This is a genomic window from Streptomyces sp. NPDC102279 (assembly GCF_044766365.1).
Classification (GTDB): Bacteria; Actinomycetota; Actinomycetes; order Streptomycetales; family Streptomycetaceae; genus Streptomyces.
This window is the reverse complement of sequence record NZ_JBIWLU010000014.1, coordinates 118,703-141,133: the sequence shown is the minus strand read 5'-3', so window position 1 is coordinate 141,133 and position 22,431 is coordinate 118,703. Positions and strand designations below refer to the sequence as shown.

At 73.1% G+C, this 22,431-nt stretch carries 19 protein-coding genes; 10 read left to right on the top strand and 9 right to left on the bottom strand.

The features are described from left to right. Positions 1-224 precede the first annotated feature (224 nt). From ACIRQH_RS32530 to ACIRQH_RS32520, 3 genes are read right to left on the bottom strand one after another with little or no spacing between them, the layout of a single operon-like run. Positions 225-2,612: a molybdopterin cofactor-binding domain-containing protein gene (locus tag ACIRQH_RS32530; protein ID WP_358820888.1), complete on the bottom strand. Its 2,388-nt coding sequence runs from the start codon at positions 2,610-2,612 to the stop codon at positions 225-227. A 2-nt stretch (positions 2,613-2,614) separates the two neighbouring features. Then, positions 2,615-3,217: a (2Fe-2S)-binding protein gene (locus tag ACIRQH_RS32525; protein WP_388871405.1), complete on the bottom strand. Its 603-nt coding sequence runs from the start codon at positions 3,215-3,217 to the stop codon at positions 2,615-2,617. Continuing rightward, positions 3,217-4,107, bottom strand: coding sequence for a xanthine dehydrogenase family protein subunit M (locus ACIRQH_RS32520; RefSeq protein WP_358820890.1), 891 nt, complete (start codon positions 4,105-4,107; stop codon positions 3,217-3,219). Before ACIRQH_RS32520 ends, ACIRQH_RS32525 begins: the two co-directional genes overlap by 1 nt. Positions 4,108-4,516: 409 nt before the next feature. On the opposite strand from ACIRQH_RS32520, the gene ACIRQH_RS32515 reads away from it, so the two are divergent. Together ACIRQH_RS32515 and ACIRQH_RS32510 are read left to right on the top strand one after the other, a co-directional pair. Further along, positions 4,517-6,190: a PucR family transcriptional regulator gene (locus tag ACIRQH_RS32515; RefSeq protein ID WP_388871408.1), complete on the top strand. Its 1,674-nt coding sequence runs from the start codon at positions 4,517-4,519 to the stop codon at positions 6,188-6,190. 137 nt (positions 6,191-6,327) lie between these two features. Next, on the top strand, positions 6,328-7,101 hold the full coding sequence (locus ACIRQH_RS32510) for a hypothetical protein (RefSeq protein ID WP_404228285.1): 774 nt from the start codon (positions 6,328-6,330) through the stop codon (positions 7,099-7,101). 169 nt (positions 7,102-7,270) lie between these two features. Here the strand turns inward: ACIRQH_RS32510 and ACIRQH_RS32505 are convergent, their stop codons facing one another. Further along, positions 7,271-7,576: a hypothetical protein gene (locus tag ACIRQH_RS32505; RefSeq protein WP_404228283.1), complete on the bottom strand. Its 306-nt coding sequence runs from the start codon at positions 7,574-7,576 to the stop codon at positions 7,271-7,273. Between the two features lie 155 nt (positions 7,577-7,731). Beyond that, complete coding sequence (locus ACIRQH_RS32500) at positions 7,732-8,745, bottom strand: FCD domain-containing protein (RefSeq protein ID WP_404228280.1); 1,014 nt, start codon at positions 8,743-8,745, stop codon at positions 7,732-7,734. A gap of 252 nt (positions 8,746-8,997) precedes the next feature. Here ACIRQH_RS32500 and ACIRQH_RS32495 point away from each other — a divergent pair, with 252 nt between their 5' ends. Both ACIRQH_RS32495 and ACIRQH_RS32490 read left to right on the top strand, forming a co-directional pair. Continuing rightward, positions 8,998-9,789 (top strand): (2Fe-2S)-binding protein, encoded by a 792-nt coding sequence (locus ACIRQH_RS32495; protein WP_404228430.1) that lies wholly within the window; start codon positions 8,998-9,000, stop codon positions 9,787-9,789. A gap of 315 nt (positions 9,790-10,104) precedes the next feature. After that, the gene (locus ACIRQH_RS32490) at positions 10,105-11,142 is read left to right on the top strand and encodes a DUF2637 domain-containing protein (RefSeq protein WP_388871423.1); all 1,038 of its coding nucleotides are present in this window, start codon (positions 10,105-10,107) and stop codon (positions 11,140-11,142) included. Positions 11,143-11,226: 84 nt separating this feature from the next. Here ACIRQH_RS32490 and ACIRQH_RS32485 read toward each other — a convergent pair whose 3' ends face one another. The 3 genes from ACIRQH_RS32485 to ACIRQH_RS32475 all read right to left on the bottom strand — a co-directional run bounded on the left by ACIRQH_RS32485 (position 11,227) and on the right by ACIRQH_RS32475 (position 16,063). Beyond that, complete coding sequence (locus ACIRQH_RS32485; RefSeq protein ID WP_388871662.1) at positions 11,227-11,640, bottom strand: ATP-binding protein; 414 nt, start codon at positions 11,638-11,640, stop codon at positions 11,227-11,229. Positions 11,641-12,517: 877 nt separating this feature from the next. Further along, a complete protein-coding gene (locus ACIRQH_RS32480; RefSeq protein ID WP_358818204.1) occupies positions 12,518-14,260 on the bottom strand; it encodes a pyruvate dehydrogenase in 1,743 nt (580 codons plus the stop codon). A gap of 99 nt (positions 14,261-14,359) precedes the next feature. Continuing rightward, complete coding sequence (locus ACIRQH_RS32475) at positions 14,360-16,063, bottom strand: protein phosphatase 2C domain-containing protein (RefSeq protein ID WP_404228427.1); 1,704 nt, start codon at positions 16,061-16,063, stop codon at positions 14,360-14,362. A gap of 1,603 nt (positions 16,064-17,666) precedes the next feature. Here ACIRQH_RS32475 and ACIRQH_RS32470 point away from each other — a divergent pair. Both ACIRQH_RS32470 and ACIRQH_RS32465 read left to right on the top strand, forming a co-directional pair. Then, positions 17,667-18,647 (top strand): helix-turn-helix transcriptional regulator, encoded by a 981-nt coding sequence (locus ACIRQH_RS32470; protein ID WP_388871429.1) that lies wholly within the window; start codon positions 17,667-17,669, stop codon positions 18,645-18,647. Between the two features lie 36 nt (positions 18,648-18,683). Further along, positions 18,684-19,166: a DUF456 domain-containing protein gene (locus tag ACIRQH_RS32465; RefSeq protein WP_358818207.1), complete on the top strand. Its 483-nt coding sequence runs from the start codon at positions 18,684-18,686 to the stop codon at positions 19,164-19,166. A 25-nt stretch (positions 19,167-19,191) separates the two neighbouring features. On the opposite strand, the gene ACIRQH_RS32460 is transcribed toward ACIRQH_RS32465, so the two are convergent. Beyond that, the gene (locus ACIRQH_RS32460; RefSeq protein ID WP_404228276.1) at positions 19,192-20,475 is read right to left on the bottom strand and encodes an SGNH/GDSL hydrolase family protein; all 1,284 of its coding nucleotides are present in this window, start codon (positions 20,473-20,475) and stop codon (positions 19,192-19,194) included. Positions 20,476-20,684: 209 nt separating this feature from the next. On the opposite strand from ACIRQH_RS32460, the gene ACIRQH_RS32455 reads away from it, so the two are divergent. The 4 genes from ACIRQH_RS32455 to ACIRQH_RS32440 all read left to right on the top strand — a co-directional run bounded on the left by ACIRQH_RS32455 (position 20,685) and on the right by ACIRQH_RS32440 (position 22,429). Continuing rightward, on the top strand, positions 20,685-21,053 hold the full coding sequence (locus ACIRQH_RS32455) for a PPOX class F420-dependent oxidoreductase (protein WP_404228274.1): 369 nt from the start codon (positions 20,685-20,687) through the stop codon (positions 21,051-21,053). A gap of 95 nt (positions 21,054-21,148) precedes the next feature. After that, positions 21,149-21,889 (top strand): peptidase E, encoded by a 741-nt coding sequence (locus ACIRQH_RS32450; RefSeq protein ID WP_358818210.1) that lies wholly within the window; start codon positions 21,149-21,151, stop codon positions 21,887-21,889. A gap of 152 nt (positions 21,890-22,041) precedes the next feature. Continuing rightward, a complete protein-coding gene (locus ACIRQH_RS32445; RefSeq protein WP_404228271.1) occupies positions 22,042-22,206 on the top strand; it encodes a hypothetical protein in 165 nt (54 codons plus the stop codon). Positions 22,207-22,267: 61 nt separating this feature from the next. Further along, on the top strand, positions 22,268-22,429 hold the full coding sequence (locus ACIRQH_RS32440; protein ID WP_404228269.1) for a GNAT family N-acetyltransferase: 162 nt from the start codon (positions 22,268-22,270) through the stop codon (positions 22,427-22,429). Positions 22,430-22,431 lie beyond the last annotated feature (2 nt).

Sequence of the window (22,431 nt, the reverse complement as noted above, 5' to 3'; positions counted from 1 at the left end):
ACGGCTGCTGCACCGCGATCGCGGTTGCGGGTTTTGGGATGGTGCTTCGGCCGCACGACCCGGGGGACGGCCCGAGACGAACGAGAAGAACTCTGTGCGGTACGTGTGTGCGTGTGCTGCTCTCTGCTGGGTCCCCGGTTCCGCGAGCGGTGCGGTCCCGGGTACTCCGGGCGGCGCGGTGAAGTGTGACGTTCCCGGCGCCGCCCGGAGAGTCGTGGCCGGCGCTACGCGGTACCCGTGAGGTGTTCGGGGCGCACCGGCGTCCGGTTGAGCTCCAGACCCGTCGCGTTCCGGATCGCCGCGAGGACGGCCGGCGTGGACGACAGGGTCGGGGCCTCGCCGATGCCACGGAGCCCGTACGGGGCGTGGTCGTCGGCGAGTTCGAGCACGTCGACGGGGATGGTCGGCGTGTCGAGGATGGTGGGGATCAGGTAGTCCGTGAAGGAGGGGTTGCGCACCTTCGCGGTCTTCGGGTCGACGATGATCTCCTCCATGACCGCCACGCCCAGGCCCTGGGTGGTGCCACCCTGGATCTGGCCGATGACGGACAGCGGGTTGAGCGCCTTGCCGACGTCCTGGGCGCAGGCCAGTTCGATGACCTTGACCAGGCCGAGTTCGGTGTCCACCTCCACGACGGCGCGGTGCGCGGCGAAGGAGTACTGGACGTGTCCGTTGCCCTGGCCGGTGCGCAGGTCGAAGGCCTCGGTGGGGCGGTGCCGCCACTCGGCCTCGATCTCCACCGCCTCGCCCTCCAGCACGTCGGCCAGGTCGGCGAGGACCTCACCGCCGTCGGTGACGACCTTGCCGCCCTCCAGCAGGAGTTCGGCGGTGGCCCATGCCGGGTGGTAGGTGCCGAACTTGCGGCGGCCGAGCTCCAGGACCTTCTCCCGGACCAGCTCGCAGGAGTTCTTGACGGCGCCGCCGGTGACGTACGTCTGACGGGACGCGGAGGTCGAACCGGCGCTGCCCACCTGGGTGTCGGCGGGATGGATGGTCACCTGGGCGACACCCAGCTCGGTACGCGCGATCTGCGCGTGGACGGTGACGCCGCCCTGGCCGACCTCCGCCATCGCGGTGTGCACGGTGACCACCGGCTCGCCGCCGACGACCTCCATGCGGACCTTGGCGGTGGAGTAGTCGTCGAAGCCCTCGGAGAAACCGACGTTCTTGATGCCGACGGCGTAGCCGATGCCGCGGACGACGCCTTCTCCGTGCGTGGTGTTGGACAGGCCGCCGGGCAGCTGGCGTACGTCGGCCTCCTCGCCGGCGGCGAGCCACTGCTGCTCGGGCGGCAGCGGCATCGCCTTGATGCGGCGCAGGAGTTCGGCGACCGGGGCCGGTGAGTCCACGGGCTGTCCGGTCGGCAGGAGCGTGCCCTGCTCCATGGCGTTGAGCTGGCGGAACGCGACCCGGTCCATGCCCACCTGGTCGGCGAGCCTGTCCATCTGGGCCTCGTAGGCGAAGCACGCCTGGACCGCGCCGAAGCCGCGCATCGCGCCGCAGGGCGGGTTGTTGGTGTAGAGCGCGATCGCCTCGATGTCGACGTCCTCGACGACGTACGGGCCGACGCTGAGCGAGGAGGCGTTGCCGACGACCGCCGGGGAGGCCGACGCGTAGGCGCCGCCGTCGAGCACGATCCGGGCCCGCATGTGGGTGAGCTTGCCGTCCTTGGTCGCCCCGTGCTCGTAGTAGAGCTTCGCGGGGTGGCGGTGGACGTGTCCGAAGAAGGACTCGAAGCGGTTGTAGACGATCTTGACGGGCTTGCCGGTGCGCAGCGCCAGCAGACAGGCGTGGATCTGCATCGACAGGTCCTCGCGGCCGCCGAAGGCGCCGCCGACGCCGGAGAGCGTCATCCGGACCTTGTCCTCGGGCAGGCCGAGGACGGGTGCGATCTGCTTGAGGTCCGAGTGCAGCCACTGGGTGGCGACGTAGAGCTCGACGCCGCCGTCCTCGCAGGGCACGGCCAGTCCGGACTCGGGGCCGAGGAAGGCCTGGTCCTGCATGCCGAAGGTGTACTCGCCCTTGACGACGAAGTCGGCCTTCTTGGCGGCCTCTTCGACGTCTCCGCGGACGATCGGCTGCCGGTGCACGATGTTGGGATGCGGGACGTGGCCGATGTGGTGGTCGTCGCGGCCCTCGTGGATGAGGATCGCGTCGGGCGCGGTCGCGGACGCCTCGTTCGTGATGACGGGCAGTTCGCGGTACTCCACCTTGATCTTGGCGGCGGCGCGGCGGGCGGTCTCGGGGTGGTCGGCGGCGACGATCGCGACGGGCTCGCCGTGGTGGCGCACCTTGCCGTGGGCGAGGACCGGAGTGTCCTGGATCTCCAGGCCGTAGGTCTTCACCGCGGTGGGCAGGTCGTCGTAGGTCAGGACGGCGTAGACGCCGGCCTGGGCAAGGGCCTCGGAGGTGTCGATCGAGACGATCTCGGCGTGCGCGACGGTGGAGCGCAGGATCTGCCCCCACAGCATGTCCTCGTGCCACATGTCGGAGGAGTACGCGAACTCTCCGGTGACCTTGAGGATGCCGTCCGGGCGGAGCGTGGACTCTCCGATGCCGCCCTTGGTCTTGGAGCCCTGGGTGATGTCGGTGGGTGTACCGGTCGTTCCCATGGTCAGACCTCCTCGGTCTGGCGGGCGGCCGCGAGGCGGACCGCGTCCATGATCTTCTCGTAGCCGGTGCAGCGGCACAGGTTGCCGGACAGCGCCTCGCGGATGTCCGCGTCGGTCGGGTTCGGCGTGCGCTCCAGCATCTCGTCGGCCGCGACCAGCAGGCCCGGGGTGCAGAAGCCGCACTGGACGGCGCCGGCGTCGATGAACGCCTGCTGGATCGGGGAGAGTTCGGTGCCCTCGCCGGCCTGCGAGTCGTGGCCCTTGGCGGCCCAGCCCTTGGCGGCGTCGAGCGAGGTCCCGCTCCTCTCCGCGGTGCCGCAGGCGCCGGTGGCGCAACCGCCGTGCTCCGCGCGCTGTTTGGCGAAGTCGGCGAGCCCCTCGACGGTGACGACCTCGCGGCCCTCCACCTGTCCGGCGGCGACCAGACACGAACAGACGGGCACGCCGTCCAGGCGGACGGTGCAGGATCCGCACTCGCCCTGCTCGCAGGCGTTCTTGGAACCGGGCAGGCCCATGCGCTCGCGCAGGACGTACAGGAGGCTCTCGCCCTCCCAGACGTCGTCGGCTTCCTGCCGGCGGCCGTTGACCGTGAAATTGACGCGCATTATGCGACTCCCTCCGTGCGGGCGGCGCCGCCGCGGTACGACTCCCAGGTCCAGGTCAGCGTGCGGCGGGCCATGATGCCCACCGCGTGGCGGCGGTAGCTCGCGGTGCCGCGGACGTCGTCGATCGGGTTGCAGGCGGCGGAGCACAGGTCCGCGAACTGCTTGGCGACCGACGGGGTGATGATCTTTCCGTTGTCCCAGAAGCCGCCCTCGTCGAGCGCGGCGTTCAGGAACTCCTCGGCGGTCCTGGCGCGGACCGGGGTCGGCGCGGCCGAGCCGATGCCGGTGCGGACCGTCCGGGTGTCGGGGTGCAGGGCCAGGCCGAAGGCGCACACGGCGATCACCATGGCGTTGCGGGTGCCGACCTTCGAGTACTGCTGCGGGCCGTCCGCCTTCTTGACGTGCACGGCCCTGATCAGCTCGTCGGGCTCGAGCGCGTTGCGCTTCACGCCCGTGTAGAACGCGTCGATCGGGATCAGGCGCGTTCCGCGGACGGATTCGGCCTCGACCTCGGCGCCGGCCGCGAGGAGGGCGGGGTGGGCGTCGCCGGCCGGGGAGGCGGTGCCGAGGTTGCCACCGACTCCGCCCCGGTTGCGGATCTGCGGGGAGGCCACCGTGTGGGAGGCGAGGGCCAGCCCCGGCAGCTCGCCGCGCAGGTTCTCCATGATGTGGGTGTACGGAACGGAGGCGCCCAGACGCACGCTCTCCTCGCCGACCTCCCATTCGCTCAGCTCGCCGATGCGGTTGAGGTCCAACAGGTACTCGGGCCTGCGGTGGTCGAAGTTGATCTCGACCATCACATCGGTGCCACCCGCAATCGGCACAGCCGTGGGGTGCTCAGCCTTGGCGGCGAGCGCCTCCTCCCAGCTGGCGGGGCGAAGGAAGTCCATGAGTGGCTCTCTTCATTCGTGTCGTCGGTCGTTCTGATCAAGCCAGATCGTGTGCGGGCGGCCCGGCTCGTTCATGAGGTGTTAACGCGGAGTGAGGCCAGTACACAGCGCTGTCCCATACGGGGGTCAGTCACCGAAACCATGAAGGAGTTGGCTGGCCAACGCGTGCATCTTGTAGATTCGTATGAACGGAGGCCTTCAGTTACCTCCTCGGTTTCCCCTGGAAACAGTGAGCACAGCCCCCTGGCGACAGTGAGCGCCGCTCGCGGAAGCCCAGGCCACGACCCGGGGACCGGCTCACTGACGCCCGGCACCCGCGGACCGGCTCCGCGCGGCCCGGGGACCCGCTCGCGGGAACCTCACCGACGCTTCATCGTAGATTTCGAGACAAAGAACGGCGGCGACGAGAATGCGGCTGCGCGCACTGCTGGACACCGACGCGCTGGGCCTGCGGCTGCTCGGCGGCGAGGACGAGCTCGACCGCACCGTCCGCGGTGTGATGACCACGGACCTCAAGGACCCGAGCCGGTACCTCTCGGGCGGCGAACTGGTCCTCACCGGCCTCGCCTGGCGGCACGACGCGAGCGACTCCGAGCCCTTCGTCCGCATCCTCGCGAGCACCGGGGTCGCGGGGCTCGCGGCGGGTGAGGCGGAGCTGGGTGACATCCCCGACGACTTGGTCCTCGCCTGTGCACGGCACCGCCTGCCGCTGTTCGCCGTGAACGAGTCGGTGGCCTTCGCGACCATCACCGAGCACGTCGTGCGACAGGTCTCGGGCGAGCGCGCGGGTGACCTGGCCGCCGTGGTCGACCGGCACCGCCGGATGATGACGTCGGGCCCCGCCGGCGGAGGTCCTGACGTGGTCCTCGACCTGCTCGGCACCGACCTCGACCTGCGCGCCTGGGTGCTGTCCCCCGCCGGAAGGACGGTCGCGGGCTCCAAGGCCGCGGGCGGCGAGCTGCCCGCGGACATCTGCGCCAGGCTCGCCGCCGAGCACCTCGCGGCGGCCCGTACCGGGCGCCGCGGGCCGCACCGGGTCACGGTCGGCCAGGCGACGTACTCGCTCTTCCCGATCCGCTCCGCGGCGCGCGCCGCGACCGCATCGCGGGACGTGCGCGAGACCGTGCTCTCCGACTGGCTGCTCGCCGTCGAGGCGGATGCCGGGGACTGGCCCGAGGAGCGGCTCGACCTGCTCCAGGGCGTCACCCAGCTCATCGCCGTGGAGCGGGACCGCCGGGACGCGGCGCGCACGGTGCGGCGGCGGCTCGCTCAGGAGGTCCTGGAGCTGGTCCAGACGGGCGCGGCGCCCGCCGAGATCGCGGCACGGCTGCGGGTGGCGGCGCCGGTGCTGCTGCCGGGCCTCGGAGCGGCCCCGCATTGGCAGGTCGTCGTGGCGCGCGTGGAGTGGGAGGGCGGTGACATCGAGGGCGGTCCGGTGGCCCAGGCGCTGCTGGAGGAGATCCTCGTGGACCCGCTGTCCCCGGGACCCGAACATTCCGACCGGATAGCTGTCGCCCACACGGGTGACGAGGCCATCGCGCTGGTCCCCCTTCCGGCGGTCTCGGCCGACGACGACGGCTCGGGCTCGGGTCTGCACGCCGACCGGCTCCTGGAGGCCGTACGGGCCCCGCTGTCGGCCGGGCTGAACGACGACGGGCACCTCACGCTCGGGGTGAGCGCCGCCGTGCACTCGGCGGAGGGGCTGCGCGGCGCCCTGGAGGAGGCACGGCACGCCCGCCGGGTCGCCGCGGCACGCCCCGGACGGGTCTGCGCGGCCGGGCACCAGGAGCTGGCCTCGCACGTGCTGCTGCTCCCCTTCGTGCCGGACGACGTCCGCCGCGCCTTCACCGCCCGGCTCCTCGACCCACTGCGCGACTACGACAGCCGGCACCGCGCCGAACTGATCCCCACCCTGGAGGCGTTCCTCGACTGCGACGGCTCCTGGACGCGCTGCGCGGCCCGTCTGCACCTGCATGTCAACACGCTGCGCTACCGCGTCGGCCGCATCGAACAGTTGACGAGTCGTGACCTGTCGCGCCTGGAGGACAAGTTGGACTTCTTCCTGGCCCTGCGGATGAGCTGAACCACGACGGGGTCCCGGAAGGCCCCTCCCGCCCCACCACTTTGTGAAATCCTTCACCCACCCTCTTGGCCGGGCCCGGTGATCCGTGCTGAGATGCCACCACTCAACAGCTCAATGGTGTGCTCGGGGAGGGCAACGTGGCGCATACCGCCATGTCTGGTTCCGGAACGACTGCAGGGGACGATCCACTCCAGACCGCGGTATGGCGGCTGCGGTCGCGCGCCTGCTGGGCCGACGCGGCGGCGCTGCTCCAGCCGCACACGGCGGAGGCCTCGCTCCAGAGGGCCTCGCTGCTCGTCGAGCGCTGTCTCTACACCGAGCAGGGGTGGGCCGAGGCGGAGGACGCGCTGCGCACCGCCGAGGCCCTCGCGCAGACCGACGACGAGCGCGGTGCGGCGGCCTGCGAACGCGGCCAACTCGCCTACGCCTCAACCCTGCTGAGGGTGCGCGACCGGGCCGACGAGGCACGTGCCGCACTCGGCAGGGCCGCCGCCCTGATCGCGCCGGGCGCTCCCGGACGGGCCCTGCTGGACTTCCGGCGCGGACTGCTCGCCGAGAACCTGGCCCGGGCACCGCAGGCGGCCCGGGCGGCGTACCGGCGGGCGCACGCGGGCGCGACCGCCCAGGACGATCCGCTGCTGATGTCCTTCACCTGGCGGCATCTCGCCGGACTCGCCCTGCGGGAGGGGGAGTTGGCGGAGGCCCGGCACGGCTTCGCCGAGTCCCTGCGCATCCGCGAGGAGTTGGGCTATCTCGTCGGTACGGCCCCGGCGCTGGCCTCGCTCGCGGACGCCGAGTCGGAGCCGGAGGCCTCCCGGCTCCGTGCGGAGGCGGGCCGGCTGTTCCGGCTGCTGGGGGGCGTACCCACCTGGCTGGCGGCCCAGTTGGCGCCGCCCGCCGCGACGGCCTGACCGGACCCGTGGGTGCACACGCGACACGTGCGCCCACGGCGGGCCCGGGTGGTTCGGATCGACGCGGCCCCGCGACGGGTGAACGGCGTCCCCGAGGACGGGTGGTCCGGTGACGCGGCGAGGCACCGTGGCCGTGGTCGCGCGTCCGCCGGGGAAGGCGGGGCAGGCGTCAGCTGCTCCGGATCCGTGCCAGCAGGTCCCGTGCGAACGTCGTGGCGTCGTGGCGCAGTCCGGGGTCGCGGACCAGGCAGACGACGACGGCCACCACGACGAGAAGCGTCAGGAGGCCGCCGAGGCCGCCGCCACGGCCGCCTCCGGTGTGGGTCGTCGGGCGGTGCGTGCGGGGCGGACCCCCGTGGACGCGTGCCATGTCGTGTGCGTGGTGGTGGATGCGGACATGGCTCTGATGGACCTGCTGGGCCTGCCGAGCGGCCTGCTGTGCCTGCTGCTGCGCCGCCCAGGACGGGTCTGGCATGGCTCTCTCCCCCGGTTGCGGTCGGGCTCTCGCCCGGGACCTGTGCACCGGGGTACGCGGACGCGGGCGGTGCGGGTTCCCGGCGGCGGAGAGTGTTGCGCGGACCGTACGGCTCCGTGACGGACGGGCTCCGGACGGTTACGTACGGGCCGGCTTCAGGACGCGCCGGTGAAGTGCTCCCGCACCAGTGCCTGGACGACCGCGAGGTCCCCGGCGATCAACGCGTCGAGGAGCGCGGTGTGTTCGGCGGCGTCCGCCACCAGGTCGGCGCGGCCCCGGGAGACCGGACCGCCGACGAGGGGCCATTGCGCGCGGCGGTGCAGGTCGTCGGCGATGCGCACCAACTGGGCGTTTCCCGCGAGGGCGAGGACCGCGCGGTGGAAGGTGCGGTCGGTCTCGGCGTAGGTGGCGCGGCAGCCGGAGGAGGCGGCGCGGACGGTGGCCTCGGCGAGCGGGCGCAGTTCGGCCCAGCGCGCGGCGGGCACGGTGCGCGCGAGCCGGAGCATCACGGGGACCTCGATCAGCCCGCGGATCTCGGCGAGTTCGGCCAGTTCGCGGGTACCGCGCTCGATGACACGGAAGCCCCGGTTGGGGACGACCTCGACGGCGCCTTCGAGGGCGAGCTGCTGCATGGCCTCGCGCACCGGCGTGGCGGACACCCCGAAGCGATCGCCGAGCGCGGGCGCCGAGTACACCTCGCCGGGGGCGAGTTCGCCCGCGACGAGCGCGGTGCGCAGCGCGTCGAGGACCTGCCCGCGCACGGAGGCCCGCTGAACGACGGGCCGGGCACGCGCTCCGGCCGTCGAGTCGTCGGCCGGAGCGCCGGTACGGAAGGCGTCCGCCCGTCCGGCGGACCGGTGCTCGTCGGGATCCGGGGCCCGGGTGCCCGCGTCCCGCGTTCCGGGACGCGCGCCCTGCGCGGGGACGACGGAGGGGGAGCCGGCGCCGCGCGGGCGCGGGACCGGCGCCTCGCCGTGGGTGTGCTCCCCGCGGGCCGAGGCGTCGGCGCCGTCCGGTCCGGTGCCGGCATCGCCCGAGGGGACGCCCCTGGGCGGCCGGCTCCGTTCCGCGGGCCGTGACTGCGCCGGGATCCGGAAGGCGGCCGCTTCGGTCTCCGGGACCCCCGCCCCTTCGGAGCCGTGCGCGCTGCGCGGACCGGCCTGCTCCACGGGTCCTCCTCCGGCTCGGTGCTGCTTGGGGCCATTGCGGCGATTGTCACCTGTCCGTCAAGCACGATAGGCGCACATCGCCTCAGTTCAAACATTCGAAATCGAGGGTAAGGTAAGGCTTACCTGCAAACGATCGTGAAGCGATGGTTCCGCATGTCCGCTCCCGCCCCGCCCGCCCAGGCCGTCGCGACCGCTGCGACCGGCCCCGACACGCTCGCCGCCGTGTCGCCCGTCACGGACGCGTACGCGCGGATGACCGAGGCGATGCCCGATCTGAACGTCACCGAGCTGGCCGACGGAGAAGCGGCGCCGAGCGGTGCGGGCTGGGCCCCCGCCGCCGGTCTGGCGGAGGGCGGACTTGAACTCGACGCGTTCCTCGCGTGGGACGAGGCGCAGGTGATCCGGGACTACGCGCAGCAGGCGCGGCCCGATGTCGTGGCGAGCTTCGGACTGCACCGGTACGCCTGGCCGGCCTGCCTCCTGATCACCGTGCCGTGGTTCCTGCAGCGCCGGGTGCCCCGCATGCCTGTGGAGCACGTCACATACCACCGCGAGCTCGGCCGGTTCGCCGTCCGTGTCACCACGTTCGCCTGCCTGCCGGATGACCCGGCCGCCGGGCTGCCCGGTGCGCGGGTCGTGCCGGACGAGGAGGCACTGCGCGCCGAGGTGCGGGCCGCCGTGGCCGAGCACCTGGAGCCGGTCCTCGGCGGATTCGGGCCGCGCATGCGGCGGCGCGGCCGGGCCCTGTGGGGCATGGCGACCGACGAGATCGTCGAAGGCCTCTGGTACCTCGCACCCCTGTTCGGCGAGGAGGCGCGCGGCAGGCGCGAGCTGGAGCTGCTGCTGCCCGGCGCCACCCGGCCGTACGTCGGCTCCGCGGCGTTCCGTGAACTGACCGGCCCCGCAGGCCAGTCCTTGCCCACCCGCGACCGGGCGAGCTGCTGCCTCTTCTACACACTGGCCCCCAAGGACACCTGCGCGACCTGCCCGCGCACCTGCGACGCGGACCGCGTCCGCAAGTTGACGGCCGTCGAAGCCAGTTGAAGCACCCGCGGTCGGGCGCGGGCCCGCGCGTACCCTAAGATCAACATCACCCGAGGGATCCTCGGAGAGGTTTCCCGGATCACAGGTAGTTCACAAGTTCCTCACTTCTCGCAGGAACTTTCCGTCGAACCATCCGTACGGGTAATCTTATTCGCACTCAACTCCCGTCCCTCGCGCGGCAGTTCGAGCAGAACGTCGCCCTGCGCATCCCCTTGCACTTCCTTGGCGGCCTCTTGCCCCGAAACCCCCTGAGGGCCGACGTGATTGGGCCACTATGGCGGGCGTTACGCCCTATCCCAATGCAAGGGACCCCAGATGAGACTGACCGACATATCGCTGAACTGGCTGCTTCCAGGCGCCGTTCTGCTCCTGGGCCTGCTGGCGGCGGTGGCGGTGCTCGCGCGCGGCAAGCGGTCCGGGGACACGAGCGGCGACGACTCCTGGGAACGCAGCGAGGAGCGCCGCAGGCGTAAGGAGGCCATCTACGGCTCGGCCTCCTATGTGCTGTTGTTCTGCTGTGCCGCGGTCGCGGCGGCACTTTCCTTCCACGGCCTGGTCGGCTTCGGCCAGCAGAACCTGGGCCTCTCCGACGGCTGGGAGTACCTCGTACCGTTCGGCCTGGACGGCGCGGCCATGTTCTGCTCCGTCCTCGCCGTGCGCGAGGCCAGCCACGGTGACGCGGCTCTCGGTTCCCGCATACTCGTGTGGACGTTCGCGGGTGCCGCGGCCTGGTTCAACTGGGTCCACGCACCCCGGGGCATGGCCCACGCCGGCGCCCCGCAGTTCTTCGCGGGCATGTCCCTGTCGGCCGCGGTGCTCTTCGACCGCGCGCTGAAGCAGACCCGGCGTGCCGCGCTGCGCGAGCAGGGTCTGGTGCCGCGTCCGCTGCCGCAGATCCGCATCGTCCGCTGGCTGCGGGCCCCCCGTGAGACGTACAGCGCGTGGTCGCTGATGCTCCTGGAGAACGTCCGCACCCTGGACGAGGCCGTGGACGAGGTGCGCGAGGACCGGCGCCAGAAGGAGCAGAACCGACTGCGCCGCCGTAACGAGGAGCGCGTCGAGCGGGCGCACCTCAAGGCCCTGAGCCGTGGTCACCGCGGCTTCGCCGGGCGGGGTGGCGGCCGGGAACTGGAGACGGCGACCGTGGAGCGGGCGCCCGCCGCGGGCTCCGCGGAGCCTGCCATATCCACCGCGGAGCAGCTGCCCGTGCGCTCGCGGCCCTCCCTCACCCCCGTCCGCAAGAACACCGAGCCGATCACCGTCGACCTCACCACGGAGGACGACACGATGGCCCTTCCGCGGCTCGACTCCCTGGAGCGCAAGCTCAAGGACCTGGAGCGGCAGTTCGGCTGAGGCCCGGTTCCCGGCCCGGGCGACAGCCCGGGTGATCCGGCCCCGGCCGGACCCGGACACGCATGACGACGGCGGCGCGGTGTTCTACACCGCGCCGCCGTCCAGTTCGAACCACACCGCTTTGCCCACGCCGTGCGCCCGCACGCCCCACGCGTCCGCCAGGGACTGCACGAGGACCAGACCTCTGCCGTGCGTGCCGTCGCCGGCGTCCGGCACCCGCAGCAGGGGCCTGCGTCCCACGAAGTCCCGCACCTCCACGCGCAGTCGGCGCGCTCCGACGGTCGCCGTCAGGACGGCGTCGTGGTCGGTGTGGACGAGCGCGTTGGTGACCAGTTCGCTGGTCAGCAGCTCGGCTATCTCGGACCGGCCCGGTTTCCCCCAGTGCCGTAACAGCTCGCGCAGCGCCCTGCGCACCTCGGGCACCGCCCGCAGGTCCGCCTTGACGAGCCGGCGCCGCAGTTGGGTGGTGTCCGGCTGTTCCGTCGCCCCGTCGGACATGTCGTCCACCGGGTCGGTGGAGGAGGTCCCCCTGGCCGTCGGAGCGCCTCCGCTTGGCTGCCTCTTCATGACCCCCGCCTGCGTGCCGATGTCGGATCCCCCCTGCTCGAACACGTTCACGGGATCCATGCCCCAACGGGAACGTGACAGTCATGTCGAATCGCCGGTCACCGGGTCCACGGCCGCGGTCGTGCGACGCCTGCATCGGGCACCGATCGACGCGACGGAACCGTCCGGAGGCAGGAGATCCTCTCCGTACGCCGGTCCCGTGTCCGCCGGGGCGGGCCGGAGGCGGGCGCCTCGGCCGTCACCGCGCTCCGCTGGGCGAGCGCACCAGGTGCCACCGGCGTGGACCTGTGGCATGTTCGGATCGATCCGGCGTGCGGGGTCCGGGAGTTCCGGATCGCTCGTGGGCCCTACGCCTCCTGCCCGGCCGGAGAAAACTCCTGGTCGACGGAGGGGTCCGCGTCGGAGACCCGACGCCTGAGGAGACGGCGGCCCCCACGGTGCAGGGGTGCCCCGCCCCGGTCGCGCCGGGCGCGGTCCCGGTCCCCCGGACGGAGGCACCGCCGTACGACGCGTCGGTCGTCCCTCGCGGCGTCCTCACCCGGGCCCGCCGCCGTACTCCCGCGAGGGGAGGCGGGGCGGTGCGCCCGCGGCGGGGACACGCGGCGAGCCGTTCGCCCGGCACGGCTTCGGGACCGCGCGTCCGGGAGACGTGCCGACCGTGGACGGTCAGCCGATCCGCCTACACGCGTCTACCGAACTCTCTGTACAAGAAGCGGAGTTGAGGCCCGCCGTCCTCACCCCCGGGCCCTACGGGGTCCGCACACCGCGTGCGCCGGGCCCCCGACAGCACCGGCGCGGAACCCGCGGCCTACGGTCGGGGCACGTTGCGCAGGTTGGACCGGGCCATCTGGAGCATGCGCCCGACACCGCCGTCCAGCACGATCTTCGACGCCGAGAGCGCGAAGCCCGTCACCATGTCCGCGCTGATCTTGGGCGGGATGGACAGGGCGTTCGGGTCGGTGACGATGTCGACAAGGGCGGGGCCCTTGTGGGCGAAGGCGTCCTTCAGGGCTCCGGCGAGCTGCTTGGGCTTCTCCACGCGGACGCCGTACGCCCCGCACGCCTGCGCCACGGCCGCGAAGTCCGGGTTCTTGTTGGTGGTGCCGTACGAGGGCAGACCTGCGACGAGCATCTCCAACTCGACCATGCCGAGGGCGGAGTTGTTGAAGAGAACCACCTTCACGGGCAGGTCGTACTGGACGAGGGTGAGGAAGTCGCCCATCAGCATGGAGAACCCGCCGTCGCCGGACATCGACACGACCTGCCGGTTCCGGTCGGTGAACTGGGCGCCGATCGCCATCGGCAGCGCGTTCGCCATCGACCCGTGCGAGAACGAACCGATCACGCGGCGGCTGCCGTTGGGCGAGATGTAGCGGGCCGCCCAGACGTTGCACATCCCGGTGTCCACCGTGAACACCGCGTCGTCGTCCGCGAGTTCGTCGAGTACCGAGGCGACGAACTCGGGGTGGATCGGGACGTGCTTGTCGACCTTGCGGGTGTAGGCCTTGACGACGCCCTCGAGCGCGTCGGCGTGCTTCTTCAGCATTTTGTCGAGGAAGCGCCGGTTGCCCTTGGGCCGGACCCGCGGGGTAAGACAGCGCAGGGTCTCCTTCACGTCTCCCCACACCGCGAGGTCCAGCTTGGAGCGCCGCCCCAGGCGTTCGGGACGGACGTCGACCTGGACGATCTTGACGTCGTCGGGCAGGAAGGCGTTGTACGGGAAGTCGGTGCCCAGCAGGATCAGCAGGTCGCACTCGTGGGTCGCCTCGTAGGCGGCGCCGTACCCGAGGAGCCCGCTCATGCCGACGTCGAACGGGTTGTCGTACTGGATCCACTCCTTGCCCCGCAGGGCGTGCCCGACCGGCGACTTGATCTTCTCGGCGAACTCCATGACCTCGGCGTGCGCGCCCGCCGTGCCGCTGCCGCAGAAGAGCGTGATCTTCTGGGCCTCGTCGATCATCTCGACGAGTGCGTCGATCTCGGTGTCGCCCGGCCGGACACCGGGCCGGGAGGTGACGAGGGCGGTCTCGATGGTCTTGTCGGGGGCGGGCTCGGCGGCGATGTCACCGGGCAGCGAGACGACACTGACCCCGGACTGGCCGACCGCGTGCTGGATGGCGGTCTGGAGCAGCCGCGGCATCTGCTTCGGGCTGGAGATCAGCTCGCTGTAGTGACTGCACTCGCGGAACAGCTGGTCGGGGTGGGTCTCCTGGAAGTAGCCGAGGCCGATCTCGCTGGAGGGGATCTGCGAGGCGAGGGCCAGCACCGGGGCCATGGAGCGGTGCGCGTCGTAGAGGCCGTTGATCAGGTGGAGGTTGCCCGGCCCGCAGGAGCCGGCGCAGGCCGCGAGCCTGCCGGTGATCTGCGCCTCGGCGCCCGCGGCGAACGCGGCCGTCTCCTCGTGCCGGACGTGGATCCAGTCGATGGCCGCGTTGCGCCGGATCGCGTCCACCACGGGGTTGAGGCTGTCGCCCACGACCCCGTACAGCCGCTTGACGCCCGCACGGACGAGGATGTCGACGAACTGCTCGGCGACGTTCTGCTTGGCCATGCTGCACGCACCTCTTCGTGATCCTCGAAGCCCTCGGGCGGTCCGGGTCCCCCGTCCCGTCGTCCGTCCCCTGGCTCCATGAATTCACACCGCGCGCGGTTACGCCTCCCAAACAGCGGCTGCGGTCCTGTCGTCCGCGTACCCCTTGACCCGGACCTGGCTGTCCGCGAGGAAGGCCGCGAGGCCGGGCGGTTCCCCCTCCGCCCACCGTGTCGTGAGGTACTCCGCCAGCTCCGGTTCGCCGCGCAGCGGCTCCGCCATACCTCCCGTGCAGAGCAGGAGCGTGTCACCCGGGCGGGCGATCGAGGCCCGGAACCGGAACGGGGGGCGCGGCGGGCGCGGCGCGGGCTCGTAGGGGCTCGGGGGTGTCGTGATCCCCAGGTCCATGGTGAGCCGGTCACCCTCCGGGGTCTCGTGCGGCAGCGAGCCGAAGCCGACCACGGCCTCCCCGGTGGCCTCGGCGACCCGTGGCTCGATGTCCTGCCACTCGCCGTCCCGCAGCCGGAACAGACCGCCGGCGCCGACGCCGAAGAAGACCCGGGTACGGCACTCGGGGTCGGCGGGCAGCAGCAGACAGCGCAGGCCTGCCGTGTACTCCTCCGGTTCGACGCCCTGCTCCGCCGCGCTCGCCCGCAGCTTGCCGAGGCTGCGGTCGGTGAGGCGGTGCAGGCCCGACTTCAGGTCGCCGCGGCGCGCGGCGCGGATGTCGTCGGCCAGCCGCGCGTGGCTGCGTCCGACGGCCCGCGCGATCCACCGGCACGCCTCCGCCGCGGCCCGGTGCGCTCCCGGGGTGGCCCGGGCGCCGGTCGCCATCGCCACCAGCACGAGGGCCTGCTCGCCCGACCCGAACCGGGCGGTGAGCAGCGCGTCCCGGCGCGGCTCGCCCCGGTACCGGGCGGAGTCCCCGCGCACCGACGCGGCCCGCAGGGTGCTCGTCCCGTAGCGGGCGCCGTCGAGCACGGTGTCGGCGACCAGGTCGTCGAGTTCGTCCGGGTCGGCGGGCGGGAGCGCGGTCGGTTCGGCGTCGTAGGTGGGCGGACCGGATCCGACGTGGCCGACGGCGGACGGCTGCTGGGGGACGGAGAGCGCGGGTTCCCTGGACGCGCCGGGGGCGTCGGCGGGCTCGACCGCGACCCGGGGCGTCCGGAAACCGCCGGTGGTACTCGGGAGCCCGGTAGGGGCGGCGGGCACGGGACCGCCCTCTGCCCGCCCTGCGGGAACGGCGCCGACGGGATCCGGCCCGGCGGACGCAGTCCCACTGGGGGCAGGCCCGGCGGGCCCCGGGCCGACCGGTGCGGGGCCGGCCGGTGCGGGACCGGCAGGGGGTGGACCTGCGGGTGCAAGACCGGTGGGACCGAACCCGGCAGAGCCGGGACCCGCCGCAGGCCCGGCGGGCCCCGGGCCGACCGGTGCAGGGCCCGCCGGTGCGGGACCGGCAGGGGGTGGACCTGCGGGTGCAAGACCGGTGGGACCGAACCCGGCAGAGGCGGGACCCGCCGCAGGCCCGGCGGGCCCCGGGCCGACCGGTGCAGGGCCCGCCGGTGCGGGACCGGCAGGGGGTGGACCTGCGGGTGCGGACCTGGCGGGACCTGGGCCGACGGGTGCGGAACCGGTGAGTGTGTCGCCGGCCGGGCCCGGGCCGGGTGGCGGACCCGCAGGTGCGGGCCCGGCGGAATCCGGACCGACCGTCGCACCGCCGGGCTCCGCGGCGTTCGGAACGCCGGGCGCGGACACGGGCTTCGGGGGTGCGGACGTGGGCTTGGGCGGCGCGACCGCCGGTGGCGGGGGCGCGTCAGCCGGCACCCTCGACCCGGGCACCCACCCTGCGGGCACCTCGGCGTTCACGCCCGGGCCGGACCTCTGAGGGGTGAACCCCGGTGGCGTCGGGCCGGGCGGGAACGGCGCGGGGGCCGCCGGATCGGCGGGCGGGGAGTTCCAGGAGCCGGGCCGGTGCCCGAGCCCGGCCCGCGTGGGCCGGTCCGCGTCGGGTTCCGGGTCCCTGTCCGGATACGCGGCCTCATCGGAATCCGGACCCGTCCCCGGGCCCCGCTCCCATCGGCCGGGGCGTGGCGCCGCCGCCTCACGGCGGGGGGTCGCGCCGGTCCAGGCCCCGGGCGCCGGGGTACTGTCCCGCTCCGCCCAGGGAGCGGACTCCCGATCCCAGGCCGCGGGGGTCTGCCCCGGTACGGCGGGCGGCCCGTCCCCGGTCTCCGGGCCGGGTACGTCCGGCGCACCGGCGTCCCGCCGACCGGGGTACGGCGCAGGAGCCTCGTCGAAGGCCGAAGAAGCCGAAGAAGGGGACGGGCGGTCCCAGCCGGAGGGAGCCTGTCCGGGCACGCCAGGGGGCCGCTCCCCCGCCTCCGGGCGGGACGCGTCCGGCGCACCGGCGTCTCGCCGACCCCGATATGGCGCAGGAGTCTCGTCGTCGAAGGCACCGGAGGGCTGTGTGGTCCCGCTGCCGCGACCTGGCGCGGGTCCCCATTCCGACCCCGGTCCTGGCGCGGCCCCGGACCCCGGCACGGGTCCCGGTCCCGGCACGGTCCCCTGCGCGGGTACGGGAACCGGCCCCGCTCCGGGTGCCTGCCCCGGCCCCGGGACGAGACCCCGCTCCGGTCCGAACTCCCCGTCGGGCGCGGGCTCCTGGCCGGTTCCGGATCCGTCGCCCAGTGTCCCGGCCGCCGACGCGAACCGGTCGTCCAGGGAGTCGGCCGCCGGCGCGGGCCCCGTGTCCTCGGTGGAGTCGTCGTACAACTCCCCCCACCATGCGTCCTCGTGACCGGTGGGCTTCTCCCCCTGCTGGCTCATGCCCCTAATTGTCCACCGCGACGGCCTGTTGAAAACGGGGCATCCGGAAAAACCGGCCAAGGTGCTGGCCGTCGAACGGCCTGCCGAGGGGGCCGTCGAACAGAAATACGGGGCAGAACGCCCTCGCACATGACCGCCGGGCGGTCCCACCCCCCACGGGAGAACCGCCCGGCGGCGTCTTGGTGCCCGGGACTCAGCGCACGTCGCAGGCCCGGTTCACGGTCTGACCGACCGAGTCGCCTGCTGCGTCGGTCAGTTCGGCCTCGAGTGTGACCTGCTTCCCTTGGGCTCCGCTGTGATCGGCGGTCGCCGTCCGCCGGCCGTCGTGCCGGACGGTCGCGGCGGGCGTCCAGGTCTTCCCCTCGTCCTAGGAGTGCGACAGCTTCACCGAGGTGAGTGCCCCGGGCCGGCGCGGCCCGCGTTCGCGCAGGCCGCACCCAAGCAGGGCATTACGGGCGGCGGTTGGTGCTGCGGTGACGTGAGCTTGTCAGAGGGGCGGGGGGTACGGCGATGATGTGCCGAGGCGGGTTTGCGCCGTGGCCGTTTCCCGCCATGGTGCCGCCGACCGGCCGGAACGCATTCTGGGGAGGGACGTCGCCGCATGCTGGGAGCGATAGGTCTGGACGAGACCCACGAGTCGGCGTACCGGGCACTGGTGTCCGTGGGTGCCGCCGACGTACCCGATCTCGCGCGCCGGCTCACACTCGGTGAGCACGACACGGAGCGCGCGCTGCGCATCCTGGAGCGGCACGGTCTGGCCGCGCAGTCCTCGGCGCGACCCGGACGCTGGGTCGCCGCGCCGCCCGGCGTCGCCCTCGGCGCGCTGCTCACCCAGCAGCGCCACGAACTGGAGAAGGCGGAGCTGGCGGCGGCCCTGCTGGCCGAGGAGTACCGGGCCTCCGCCGCCGAGCCGGCCGTGCACGACCTCGTGGAGGTGGTGATCGGCGCGGCGGCGGTCTCGCAGCGGTTCCTCCAGCTCCAGCTCGGCGCGGCCGAGGAGGTGTGCGCGCTGGTCACCGGGAAGCCGCTGGTGGTGTCCGGAACGGACAACGACGCGGAGGAGCAGGCCGCCGACCGCGGCGTGCGCTACCGCGTCGTCGTCGAACGGTCCGTCCTCGACCTGCCGACCGGCATCACCGAGCTGTCCGCGGCACTGGGCCGCGACGAGCAGGTGCGGGTCGTGGACCAGGTGCCGACCAAGCTGGTCATCGCCGACCGGGCCCTGGCGATGGTGCCCCTGACCTCGCACAGCGCGGAGCCGGCGGCGCTGGTGGTGCACGCGAGCGGGCTCCTGGAGCTGCTGTCGGGGCTGTTCCAGTCGGTGTGGCGGGACGCGCTGCCGCTGCGGCTGGGCAGCCGGGGAGTGCTGGAGCAGGAGCCGGACGGCCCGGACGGCGCCGATCTGGAAATCCTCTCCCTGCTCCTCGCTGGGCTCACCGACGCGAGCGTGGCCAAACAGCTCGATCTGGGGTTGCGGACGGTACAGCGCCGGGTGAAGCGGCTGATGGAGCTGACGGGCGTCGCGACCCGGCTCCAGCTGGGCTGGCACGCCTACGAACGAGGCTGGGTGGCGCGGGACTGACCTGCGGTTCCGCGCCCGCTCGGGCAGGCTGGGCAGATGGGAGTGTGGGAACTCCTGCTGGTCGGCGTGGTGATTCTGCTCGGCCTGTCCGGAGTACTGGTGCCCGGTCTGCCGGGGTCGTGGCTCGTCTGGGCCGCGGTCCTGTGGTGGGCGCTGAGCGATCCCCAGGCCCTGTCCTGGGGGGTCCTCGTCGGCGCGACGGTGGTCCTGCTGCTCGCACAGGCCGTCCGGTTCGTGCTTCCCCCACGCCGGCTGCGGGAGAGCGGCGCCACCACCCGAATGGCGGTGTACGCCGGGGCCGGGTCCCTGCTGGGTTTCGTCCTGCTGCCGGTGGTGGGCGCGATCCCCGGTTTCGTCGGCGGGATCTACCTCTGTGAGCGGCTGCGCCTCGGCGGCCGGGGCGAGGCGTGGACGTCGGTACGGACCGCGATGCGGTCGGGCGGCTGGAGCGTCCTGACGGAGTTCTTCGCCTGCCTGCTGATCCTGTGGGCGTGGCTGGGGGCCGCGATCTGGGGCTGACGGGATCGTCACCCGCCACCGGGGCCTACGGGTGGCGCGCCGCCCCGGTCGGGACGAGGGCGGTCAGGTCGATCGTGTCCGCGAGCGCCCGCATGCCGGTGTCGTTGAAGTGCAGATGATCGCCCGGGTCGTAGCCGGGGAGGATGCGGTTCGGGCGGGCCGGGTCGCGGACCGTGGCGTCGAAGTCCGCGACGGCGTCGAAGATCCGCCGGGTGCGGATGGCGTCGTTGACCGCGAGCCGCACCGCCTCACGCGCCGGGGTGTACGCGCTGTGGCCGCCGTACGGGGTGATCGTGGCGCCGATGACGCGGATGCCGCGGGCGTGGGCGCGGCGCACGAGGAGCCGGTAGGCGTTCTCCAGGTCGAGCGGGTCCGTCACCTCGGGGCTGCCCTTGATGTCGTTGATGCCCTCCAGCACGATCATCGTGCGGACGCCCGAGCGGGAGAAGACGTCGGTGTCGAGACGGGTCAGCGCGCTCGGGCCGCGTCCTTCGCGCAGGACGCGGTTCCCGGAGATCCCCGCGTTGAGGACGCCGGGGCGGCGGCCCGCGGGGAGGTCCCGCAGCCGGTCGGCGAGCCGGTCCGGCCAGCGGTGGTCGGCGCTGAACGAGGAGCCCGTCCCGTCGGTGATGGAGTCGCCGAGCGCCACCACGCTGCCCGCGGTCGAGGGGCCGAGCACGTCGACGCCGGTCACGTAGTACCAGTTGCCGACCGTCGTCGTGTACGCGGCGCCACCCTCGTCGGCGGTACGGTCGCCGCCGGGCGCGACGAAGTTGGCCTGGAGCGCGGAGCGGTGGAACGTCGCCGGGCCCGAGTCGGCGGGGGTGTGCACCGACACCAGGAGGTTGGCGTCGGCGGGCACCGTCAGGGCGACGGGATCGCTGACCACGTCCCGGCCCGCGGGAACGGTGAGTGAACGGGCGCCGCCGAAGGTGACGGTGCGCATGGTGCCGGCCACGGCGCCCGGGCGGGCCGGCGCGCCCGGGATCTGCAACGCCAGGGTGACGGAGCCGAGTTGGAGGGGCGCGGTGCCGAGCCGGTTGGAGAGACGGACGCGGGCGGCCCGGCCGCCGACGCTGGTGTGGACGACGTTGCGGATGGAGGCGCCGGGCAGCGCGGGAGCCGTGCCGGAGGCGGCGCCCTCCCAGCTGCCGGTCCAGGTGTCCCGGGCGCCGTTCCGGTTCTCCGCCCGCGCCGCCGCGATCGGGCCGAGGCCGGACTCCGCCTCGGCGATCGCGCTCGGCGGGGTGAGAACCAGGGTGGTCACCAGGGTGACGAGAAGGCGCCTGAGCATGATCGCGCGGCTCATGGGGCCATGGCTTCCCTGACCACGGACCCGCGCAACGCACCGTCACACCAATGGCGGCGAGACGACGGGCCGCACCGTCCGGGCAAGGCCGGGCTGCGGCACCACCCTGGCCGGCGGCCGCCCGCGCCGTCGACCCGGATCCGTGTCCTCCGATGGACCTGGGTCCGGAACCCGATGCGTCGCGGGGCGGCGCGTGTTTGGCTGCAGTCATGACCGAATTCAGCGAGGCGGAACGCGCGTACCTCAGGTCGCAGCGGCTGGGACGACTGGCCACCGTGGACCCTCTCGGGCAGCCCCAGGCCAACCCCGTCGGCTTCTTCCCGCAGGACGACGGGACGATCCTGATCGGCGGGTACGCCATGGGAACGACCAAGAAATGGCGCAATCTGCAGAGGAATCCGAAGGTCGCGCTGGTCGTCGACGACATCGTCAGCCTGAGTCCGTGGAAGGTGCGCGGCCTCGACATCCGCGGCGAGGCCGAACTCCTCACCGGCAAGCACGACTTGGGGCCGCACTTCAGTGAGGAGCTGATCCGGATCCACCCGCGGCGGATCCACAGTTGGGGCCTGGAGGACTGAACGGCCAAGCGGGCCGAACCCGTTGATGAAGGTCCATCTGGAGACACATCGGCCCAAGATCGCGAGGCCTGTGGACCTTGGTAGGGTCCCGACCCATGACCGCCACGGAACCCACGATCCTGGCCACCTCGGGTGGTCACCGCGTCGGCGACCGCACCCGGGTGTTGTTCGGCCCGCTCGTCCACCACGCCGTGGAACTGGCCCGGGTCGAGGGCCGCCGCCCCCGCGTCATGTACGTCGGGACGGCGATCGGCGACGCCGAGCACTTCACGTCCAGGATGAGCGAGGCGGCCCGGGTGGCGGGCTTCGACCTCACGCCGCTGCACCTGTTCCCGATGCCGAACATCGAGGACGTCGAGAGCGCCGTGCTCGAACAGGACGTCGTGTGGGTGATGGGCGGTTCGGCGGCGAACCTGCTCGCCGTGTGGCGGGTCCACGGACTCGACGCGGTGTTCCGCCGGGCCTGGGAGGCAGGGGTCGTGCTCAGCGGGGTGAGCGCCGGCTCGCTCTGCTGGTTCCGGGGCGGCACCACGGACTCCTTCGGCCCCGAACTCCGCGCGCTCACCGACGGACTGGGCTACCTGCCGTTCGGCAACGGCGTCCACTACGACAGCGACCCGGGCCGCCGCCCCCTCGTCCACCGCCTCGTGGCCGACGGCACCCTCCCCGAGACCCACTGCACCGACGACGGCGTGGGCCTGGTCTATCGAGGCACCCGCCTGATCGAGGCCGTCACGGAGGTCCCCGGCAAGGCCGCCTACGTCGTCACCCGCGAGGGCGACACGGCGACGGAGACCCGCGTCGAACCCCGCGAACTGGCCGCGCCGGGCGACTGATATCGGTTGCCGCGGCCCCGAACGCCCGCGGCACGATGCCTCGATGATCCCCGTCACTCCCCCGCCGCCGACGGTTCCCGCAGGGGGATGACCGCCGGTGGAGCCTGCTGTTCGTGGAGTCCCGGGAGGCGACCTGTCCGCGGAGCGAGCACATGCGGGAGCACGGGCGGGCCGAGACCGGGGTGGTGTGGGCCGTCGCGCGGTCGGCGGACGACCGGCCGGTCGGGCTCATCGGGTGGAACGACGTCGACCTCGCGGACAGCAGTGCGGAGATCGTCCACTGGGTCCTCCCGAGGCCCGGTGCGGTGGCGTCGTGACGGCGGCCGTACGACGGGTCACCCACTGGGCATTTGAGAACTCGGCCTCCACCGACCGTGGTTGGGCCACTCGGTGCCGAACCCGGCGTCCTGCCGGGTCGCCGGACGGACCGGCTTCGCCCTGGAGGGCACCCTGCGCGAAGCGCTGCTCCACGACAACGGCAGGCACGACCGGCACCTGCCCGCCCTGATCCGGCCAGACGCGTTGCCCTCCGGCCGGTGACC

What these genes read in the sequence shown, in the direction of transcription:
- ACIRQH_RS32530 (WP_358820888.1), bottom strand. Translation starts at nt 2,612, where the DNA reads ATGGGAACGACCGGTACACCCACCGACATCACCCAGGGCTCCAAGACC.
- ACIRQH_RS32525 (WP_388871405.1), bottom strand. Translation starts at nt 3,217, where the DNA reads ATGCGCGTCAATTTCACGGTCAACGGCCGCCGGCAGGAAGCCGACGAC.
- ACIRQH_RS32520 (WP_358820890.1), bottom strand. Translation starts at nt 4,107, where the DNA reads ATGGACTTCCTTCGCCCCGCCAGCTGGGAGGAGGCGCTCGCCGCCAAG.
- ACIRQH_RS32515 (WP_388871408.1), top strand. Translation starts at nt 4,517, where the DNA reads ATGCGGCTGCGCGCACTGCTGGACACCGACGCGCTGGGCCTGCGGCTG.
- ACIRQH_RS32505 (WP_404228283.1), bottom strand. Translation starts at nt 7,576, where the DNA reads ATGCCAGACCCGTCCTGGGCGGCGCAGCAGCAGGCACAGCAGGCCGCT.
- ACIRQH_RS32495 (WP_404228430.1), top strand. Translation starts at nt 8,998, where the DNA reads ATGACCGAGGCGATGCCCGATCTGAACGTCACCGAGCTGGCCGACGGA.
- ACIRQH_RS32490 (WP_388871423.1), top strand. Translation starts at nt 10,105, where the DNA reads ATGAGACTGACCGACATATCGCTGAACTGGCTGCTTCCAGGCGCCGTT.
- ACIRQH_RS32485 (WP_388871662.1), bottom strand. Translation starts at nt 11,640, where the DNA reads ATGTCCGACGGGGCGACGGAACAGCCGGACACCACCCAACTGCGGCGC.
- ACIRQH_RS32480 (WP_358818204.1), bottom strand. Translation starts at nt 14,260, where the DNA reads ATGGCCAAGCAGAACGTCGCCGAGCAGTTCGTCGACATCCTCGTCCGT.
- ACIRQH_RS32470 (WP_388871429.1), top strand. Translation starts at nt 17,667, where the DNA reads ATGCTGGGAGCGATAGGTCTGGACGAGACCCACGAGTCGGCGTACCGG.
- ACIRQH_RS32465 (WP_358818207.1), top strand. Translation starts at nt 18,684, where the DNA reads ATGGGAGTGTGGGAACTCCTGCTGGTCGGCGTGGTGATTCTGCTCGGC.
- ACIRQH_RS32460 (WP_404228276.1), bottom strand. Translation starts at nt 20,475, where the DNA reads ATGAGCCGCGCGATCATGCTCAGGCGCCTTCTCGTCACCCTGGTGACC.
- ACIRQH_RS32455 (WP_404228274.1), top strand. Translation starts at nt 20,685, where the DNA reads ATGACCGAATTCAGCGAGGCGGAACGCGCGTACCTCAGGTCGCAGCGG.
- ACIRQH_RS32450 (WP_358818210.1), top strand. Translation starts at nt 21,149, where the DNA reads ATGACCGCCACGGAACCCACGATCCTGGCCACCTCGGGTGGTCACCGC.
- ACIRQH_RS32445 (WP_404228271.1), top strand. Translation starts at nt 22,042, where the DNA reads ATGCGGGAGCACGGGCGGGCCGAGACCGGGGTGGTGTGGGCCGTCGCG.